Origin of the sequence: Streptomyces sp. NPDC047515, assembly GCF_040643055.1 — a bacterium.
Taxonomy (GTDB): Bacteria; Actinomycetota; Actinomycetes; order Streptomycetales; family Streptomycetaceae; genus Streptomyces.
Map to the genome: position 1 here is coordinate 39,772 of NZ_JBEYTM010000062.1, position 7,092 is coordinate 46,863.

Sequence of the window (7,092 nt, forward strand, 5' to 3'; positions counted from 1 at the left end):
ACTTGACCACGGACATTTCACGGCGGCGGCTCTTCGCGCTCGGCGGCGGCGCGCTCGGTGTTGCGGCGGCGGGGTCGCTGCTGCCGCCATCCCTGCAGGCCGCGATGGCCGCGCAGCCGGCGCACTCGGCGGGGTCCGGTGGCGGCGACGGGCTCGGGGCCATCAAGCACGTGGTGATCCTGATGCAGGAGAATCGTTCCTTCGATCATTACTTCGGGATGCTCCGGGGCGTACGCGGCTTCGGCGACCGCAACGCCGTCGAGCTGCCCTCCGGCAAGCCGGTCTTCGAGCAGCCCGCCGCGGCGGGCACCTCCGTGCTGCCGTTCCCGGTGCGCGACGCCGCCGAGACACAGAAGAAGGACCTCCAGTACATCGGCGCCCTCGACCACTCCTGGAGCGGTGGCGGCAGGGCGTGGGCCGGGGGGTGGATGAACGGCTGGGTGACCGCGAAGACGGCCGCCACCATGGCGTACTACGACCGCCGTGACATCCCGCTGCACTACGAACTGGCCGACACCTTCACGGTCTGCGACGCCTACCACTCCTCCATCCACTCCTCGACCAGCCCCAACCGCAACCACCTGTGGAGCGGGAAGACGGGCAACGAGGCGAACGGCAAGCGGGCCGTCGGGAACGACGCGTACGACGAGGGCACGCACCCCGGCTACGGCTGGGGCACGTACGCGGAGCGGCTGGAGAAGGCCGGGCGCAGCTGGCGTACGTACACCGAGTGGGAGAACTTCACCGACAACCAGATCGAGTTCTTCGCCACCTTCAAGGCGATCGCCCGCAAGGCACTCGCGAAGACCGGCGGCCATACGTACATGGAGTCGTTCTACTCCGCGATACGAGACGCCGGCGCCGCGGAGCGGGAGCGCCTGTTCGGTCTGCTCGAAGAGGGTGTCGCCACCCTGGGCAAGGCCGAACGCAGCCTCTTCGAGCGGGCGTTGCGCCGGGTGGAGACCGGAACGCTGGCCGATGAGTTCGCCAAGGACGTGGCGGCGGGGACGCTGCCCGAGGTCTCCTATCTGGTGCCGTCGGCCGTCGACTCCGAGCACCCGAGCGTCTCCTCGCCGATCCACAGCGCGACGATCGTCTACAAGGTCCTGGACGCGCTGGGCAAGCACCCCGACGTGTGGCGCCACACCGCCGTCCTCATCAACTACGACGAGAACGACGGCTTCTTCGACCACGTGCCGCCGCCGGTCGCGCCGCCCGAGGTCACCGAGGAGCAGTGGGAGGGCAAGCCCACCGGTCTCGGGATGCGGGTGCCGCTGCTCGTCGTGTCGCCGTGGACCGTCGGCGGCTATGTCTGCTCCGAGGTCTTCGACCACACCTCGGTGATCCGCTTCCTGGAGCGCTGGACCGGGGTGAAGGAACCGAACATCAGCGACTGGCGGCGCACCGTCACCGGCGATCTGACCTCCGCCTTCGACTTCACGCGTGGACAGCGCCGGCCCGAGGTGGAACAGCCGGGCGCCATCCCGCCGTTCAGCGGGCGCTGGGCGCCGAAGCCGCCGCTCGTGCAGCAGATGGCCGTACAGGAGCCCGGAGCGCGCCCGGCCCGTGCGCTGCCGTACCAGCCGGACGCCCAGGCGAAGTTGGTGGACGGGGCGGTGCGGGTGGCCCTCAATAACACGGGGCGCTCGTCCGCGCACTTCGCGCTGTACCCGTACGCGGGCGAGTTCCCCGTTCCGCAGCACCGGGATGTAAGGGGCACGGCGCAATGGACGGTGCCCCTTACCGGTGCGGCGTACCGGTTCACGGTGACGGGACCGAACGGCTTCCGGCGAGAGTTCGCCGGGCCCGCGAAGGACGGCGTGTCCGCCGGGGCCGAGGTCGCCTCGCGGATCGACGCGCACGAGCGGGATCTGCACCTCACTCTGCGCAACACGGGACGGACCACGCTCACCTTCACCGTACGGCCGCTGGGATACGTCGACGAGGCGGATCTGCGGGACTGGACCAGGACGGTCAAGGTCAAGCCGGGACGCAGCCGTACGGTGGTGCACTCGGCGGCCGACGCGCACGGCTGGTACGACCTGGCCGTCACCGTCGACGGGGACGACGCCTTCCGGCGCAGGCTGATGGGGCACATCGAGAACGGCCGGGCGAGCATCTCCGGCTGACGGGCTGACGGGCTGACGGGCTGACGGGCTGACGGGCTGACGGGCTGACGGGCTGACAGGCCGACAGGCCGGTCGGTTGGCCCTTGTGCGTACGGAAGTTCGACACTCGACGGAACCGCCGGAGCACGGGCGGCGTTTCCTTGATCACGAGTGAACTGATCGAGAAATGGGACGGGGTCACGTCGGGCGCTACTCCCGAGGAGGCGGACCCCGTCGTTCTGGAGTGCGCCCGCCTGCTCATCGTCGAACCGGGCGGTGAGCAGGCGGTCCTGTTCACCCTCGGTCTGGTGAACATGCGCCGTACGTTCTCGGACGGCGCGGTGCCGCCGTCGAACGGGTCGCGATGGACGCGCTCGCCGCCGCGGCGAAGGCCCTGGACGCGCGGCTCCCGGGGGCCGACGGCTGCGGACGCACGGCTCATCCGTACACCGGGAGCCTGGAGCGGTGGGACACGGACGCGAGCGCGCTGCGCGACGTGCCGGACGTCCGGGTTCCGCTCGCCGCCCCGGACGGGGCCGGGGCCTGCCCCCGCAACGCCGCCGGGAGCGGGCCGCTGACCTGCCCCGCCCGCTTGGCGGAGGTCGTGGCGAAGGGCGTCGCGGAGATCGAGGAGCGGTTCGAGGCGGAACTGAAAACGGAGGAGGAGCGGCTGACCGGGTGAGCCGGGAAGCCTCGGCGAGTCCCGAAGCCATTGTGAGTATGGCCACGAATAGGGCAAATGATCACCATCGGCTGCAAGAGTGGCTGTTCTCAGGTCATGTGTTCTTTACGGGAAATTCATGTTTTGTCCCGCTGAAGAGCCGCGAACCCTCAGGGAGCACGTCCGTTGGCTGCCATTGCCCGCTGGTGCATCAGGCACCGCCTCATCGCCGTTCTCATCTGGCTCCTCGCCCTCGGCGGTGCGGCCACCGCGGCGGGTTTCGCGGGTTCCGCGTACTCCAACGACTACGAGGCGCCCGGTACGGAGTCCGGCCAGGCCGCCGAACTCCTCAAGAACGGCTTCACGGACCTCGGCGGTGACACCGACACCATCGTCTGGCACACCAGCGACTCCACCGTGCGGGCCGCCGACGTCCGCCAGACGATGACCCGGACCCTGCACGAGGTCGAGGCACTGCCCGGCGTCGGAGCCGTCATAGGGCCGTACGGGGCATCCGGGGCCGGACAGATCAGCGAGGACGGACACACCGCCTACGCCACGATCACCTTCGACCAGCAGTCCGAAGACATCCCGGTGCAGCAGGCACAGGCCGTCGTCGACACCGCGAAGGCGGCCGCGAGCGAACATCTCCAGGTGGAACTGGGCGGCTCGGCGGTGGCCCTCACCGAGGCGCCGTCCGTCCACTTCAGCGAGGCCATCGGGGTCGTCGTCGCGGCGGTCGTCCTGTTCCTGGCCTTCGGCTCGCTCGCCGCCAGCATGCTGCCCATCGCCACCGCCCTCGTCTCCGTCGGAACGGCGTACGCGGGCATCGTGCTGCTCGGTCATGTGATGACCGTCGCCGACTTCGCGCCCATGCTGGGCATGCTGATAGGGCTCGGCGTCGGCATCGACTACGCACTGTTCATCGTCACCCGGCATCGCTCCGGGCTGCGCAGAGGCATGACGGTCACCGAGGCGGCGCGGAACGCCGTCACGACGACCGGGCGGGCCGTCGTCTTCGCCGGAGCCACCGTCTGCATCGCGCTGCTGGGCATGTTGATCCTGCGGCTCGGCTTCCTCAACGGCGTGGCGGTCGCCGCCTCGCTCACCGTCGTCCTGACCGTGGCCGCCTCCGTGACCCTGCTGCCGGCCCTGCTGTCCTTCATCGGCATGCGGGCGCTGAGCCGGCGCGAGCGCAGACAACTCGCCGAACACGGGCCACAGCCCGAACTGCCCACCGGCTTCGCCGCCCGCTGGGCCGCCTTCGTCGCACGCCACCCCAAGCTGCTCGGGGCGTGCGCCGCCGTGGTGATGCTGGTCCTGGCCCTGCCCACGCTCTCCCTGCATCTGGGCACCTCCGACCAGGGCAACAACCCCTCCTCATCGACCACCCGGCAGGCGTACGACCTGCTGGCCGACGGATTCGGGCCCGGTGTCAACGGCCCGCTGACGATCGCCGCGCAGCTCGACGGCGCGGACGACCGGCTCGCGATGGACGGCCTGCCGGCCACGCTGCGGGCCACCGACGGGGTGGCCTCGGTCGGCCCGGTCACGTACAACGGCAACGGCAGTGCGGCCTTCGTCACCGTCGTACCGAAGTCCTCCCCGCAGTCGCAGGAGACCAGCGCGCTCGTCGACCGGCTGCGTACGGACGTCCTCCCGCGGGCCGAGGCGAACACCTCGCTCAAGGCCCATGTGGGCGGGGTGACGGCCAGTTACGACGACTTCGCCCGGGTCATCATCGGTAAACTCCCGCTCTTCGTCGGTGTCGTCATAGGGCTCGGCTGTCTGCTCCTGCTGCTGGCCTTCAGGTCGATCGGCATCCCGCTGAAGGCCGCCGTGATGAACGTGGCCGCCGTCGCCTCCTCGTTCGGAGTCGTCGTTGCGATCTTCCAGTGGGGGTGGGGGAGCGACCTGCTCGGACTGGGCAGTTCCGGTCCCATCGAACCGTTCCTGCCGGTGATCATGGTGTCGGTGCTCTTCGGGCTCTCCATGGACTACCAGGTGTTCCTGGTGGGACGGATGTACGAGGAGTGGCTGGAGACCGGCGACAACAGGCGGGCGGTGCGGGTCGGCCTCGCCGAGACCGGCCGCGTGATCAACTCCGCGGCCGTGATCATGATTTCGGTCTTCCTCGCGTTCGTCCTCAGCGGGGACCGGGTCATCGCCATGTTCGGCATCGCGCTGGCCGCGGCCGTGGCCCTCGACGCCTTCGTTCTCCGCACGCTGCTGGTCCCCGCGCTCATGCATCTGCTGGGCGGCGCGAACTGGTGGCTGCCGCGCTGGCTGGACCGGCGGCTGCCGCGGATCAGCATCGAGTCTCCCGAATGCCGCGCGCCGCGTGCGAAGATCCCGCAGACAGCAAGACCGGTGGATCCGGTGGACGTGACGCAGTCGGCGCACGCGGTGGAAGCGGTTCGAGAAGGAGCATGATGTTCGCGATATCCCTGGGCGACGACGGAGCGGAACTGCGTCCGTTGGAGATCTGGCAGGCGGAGGAGTTCCTCGCTCATGTGGACCGGGCCCGCGAGCTCGTCGACCCCTGGATCCCCTTCGCCTCCTACGCCACCGACCTGGACTCGGCGCGTGCCCTGCTCCGGCGGTACGCGGAGAAGCAGGCGGCCGACACGGGACGGCTCTACGGCATCTGGCTGGACGGCACCCTCGTCGGCGGCGTCCTTTTCCGGATCTTCGACACGGGGTCCGGGAACTGCGAGGTCGGCTGCTGGCTGGAACCGGCTGGACAGGGGCGCGGGCTGATCACCCGGGCGGCGCGGAAGCTGATCGACTGGGCGGTGTTCGAGCGCGGCATGCACCGCGTGGAGTGGGACGCGTCCGCCGCGAACACCCGCAGCATCGCCGTGGCCGAGCGGCTCGGCATGAAGCGGGACGGGGTGCTGCGCGAGAACTACCTGTACCGCGGCGAGCGGCACGACTCGGAGATCTGGTCCGTGCTGGCACCGGAGTGGCGGGCGCGGAACGCCTGAGGGCGGCCGGAGGGATCGCGACGGGCGGAGGGCGGCCGGGGCGGGTGTTAAGAGGGTTCTCATCCGGGCCGCCTAGCGTGCGGGACATGAAACCCAGGACTCCCACCAACCCCACTGACCTCACCACCCCCACCGGCCCCGCCGCTTCCGACGCCGAGAAGACGGGTGCCGAACAGGCCGCCGCCGAGGGCACGGCGCACAGCCTCGACGAGGGAGCGGCCGAAGCCGGGGGAGAGCGCGCGGTGGCCGCCGGAGACACAGGGGCGGGCGCCGCCCCGGAGCCCGCGCAGGATGTCGGCCCGGACGCCGAACCCGGCGAATCCGGCCCCACGGACGTCGACCGCAAGGCCCCGGGTCTCAAGGCCCCGGACCTCAAGGATCCGGACCTCAAGGACCTGGGCATCAGGGACTCCGAGATCGAGGACTCCGAGTTCACGGACTCCGACACGGGGCCGTCCGGTCTCGGCCCGGCCGCCGCGGCCGTGGCCGCCGCCGGTCTCGGCGTCGTCGCACTCAGCGGGTCCTGGACCGGCAAGGTCGCCGCCGAGCGCGAGACCCTCATCGGGCAGATCAAGACCTCGACCGGCAGCTCCGCCGCCCAGCAGATCTCCGAGATCTACGGCGACGCCTGGCACTCCACGGCGCTGGTCAACGGCCTCTTCGCGCTGCTCGCCGTGCTGGTCGGCGTCTTCGCCCTGGTGCGACCGGCCTTCGGCACACCCTCCCCGCACCCGCAGCCCGGCTGGGTGCGGGCCGTCGCGACCGCCGGCATCGCGCTCGGCGTCCTCGGTGTGGTGCTCTCCATCGGTATGTACTTCGACCTCATCGTGTCCCTGCCGACCGCGGGCATCACCAAGTGAGTACGCACCGTCCCGCCCCCGTCTAAGCCTTGATCCACCGATCTGATGGCGGTGGATAACTGTTCGGGAAACGAGGAAGTGCCCTGCGACCTGCGATGATGGGAGTTCTTGAGGCTTCCAGCACGCACGATCGGCAAGGCACTTCCGAGATGCAAGTTTCCCACACTCCGGCGGCGGTCTCCGCTGCGTTCGATGACCCGAATCTGATCGCGTATGGCGGGCTGGTCCCGGTGATGCGGCTGGCCGAGCGGTGTGGCCTGTCCCGGCTGGTGGCCGAGAGGGTGCGGCTGACCAGAGCGAGGAACGGCGCGGGCGCCTGGGCGGACGCCAAGGTCACCAGCATCGTCGCCGGCATGGCCGCAGGCGCGGACAGCATCGACAACCTGGACATGCTGCGGCACGGGGCGATGCCGGCCGTGTTCGCGGGTATCCGTGCCCCGTCCACGCTGGGCACCTTCCTGCGCGCGTTCACCCAC

Annotated in this window: 5 protein-coding genes and 1 pseudogene; all 6 read left to right on the forward strand. The window is 70.2% G+C overall.

Annotation, left to right across the window (positions count from 1 at the left end; all coding sequences use genetic code 11):
- Window positions 1-2 precede the first annotated feature (2 nt).
- Entirely contained in the window at window positions 3-2,129 is a 2,127-nt protein-coding gene (locus ABZ826_RS33155) for a phosphocholine-specific phospholipase C (RefSeq protein ID WP_361456784.1), read from the forward strand.
- Between the two features lie 343 nt (window positions 2,130-2,472).
- Complete coding sequence (locus tag ABZ826_RS33160; RefSeq protein ID WP_361456787.1) at window positions 2,473-2,790, forward strand: hypothetical protein; 318 nt, start codon at window positions 2,473-2,475, stop codon at window positions 2,788-2,790.
- Window positions 2,791-2,955: 165 nt separating this feature from the next.
- A complete protein-coding gene (locus ABZ826_RS33165) occupies window positions 2,956-5,202 on the forward strand; it encodes an MMPL family transporter (RefSeq protein WP_361456790.1) in 2,247 nt (748 codons plus the stop codon).
- Window positions 5,202-5,756: a GNAT family protein gene (locus tag ABZ826_RS33170; protein WP_361456793.1), complete on the forward strand. Its 555-nt coding sequence runs from the start codon at window positions 5,202-5,204 to the stop codon at window positions 5,754-5,756. The genes ABZ826_RS33165 and ABZ826_RS33170 overlap by 1 nt, the downstream gene beginning before the upstream one ends.
- A 242-nt stretch (window positions 5,757-5,998) precedes the next feature.
- Window positions 5,999-6,616: a hypothetical protein gene (locus tag ABZ826_RS33175; protein ID WP_361456802.1), complete on the forward strand. Its 618-nt coding sequence runs from the start codon at window positions 5,999-6,001 to the stop codon at window positions 6,614-6,616.
- Window positions 6,617-6,765: 149 nt separating this feature from the next.
- Window positions 6,766-7,092 (forward strand): annotated as a pseudogene (locus ABZ826_RS33180) (IS1380 family transposase); the annotation flags it as partial.